The following is a 212-nucleotide window of genomic DNA, read 5'->3' as shown; positions in this document are numbered from 1 at the left end:
GCCGTCTCCACGCTGCCGCCGTGTCACTACACCTTCGTCGTGAACGTCCAGGACGGCCGGCTCAACCTCCACCTCACGCAGCGCTCGGGCGACATCGCGCTCGGCGTCCCGTTCAACATCGCCGCGTACGCGCTGCTCGCGAACGCCTTAGCCCAGCGGACCGGCTTCGAGGTGGGGGAGTTCGGCCACACCGTCGTCGACGCGCACGTCTA

At 68.9% G+C, this 212-nt stretch carries 1 protein-coding gene; it reads left to right on the top strand.

Going from position 1 to position 212, the window contains the following annotated elements; genetic code table 11:
• Positions 1 to 212 (top strand): thymidylate synthase (locus tag EXE45_RS19380; RefSeq protein ID WP_137695231.1); only part of this gene is annotated, 212 nt, incomplete at both ends.

It is taken from the genome of Halorubrum sp. SP9 (assembly GCF_005435015.1).
In the GTDB taxonomy this organism is placed as follows: Archaea; Halobacteriota; Halobacteria; order Halobacteriales; family Haloferacaceae; genus Halorubrum; species Halorubrum sodomense.
Note: the sequence above shows the minus strand (reverse complement) of the source record. Positions and strands in the feature narration are given on the sequence as shown.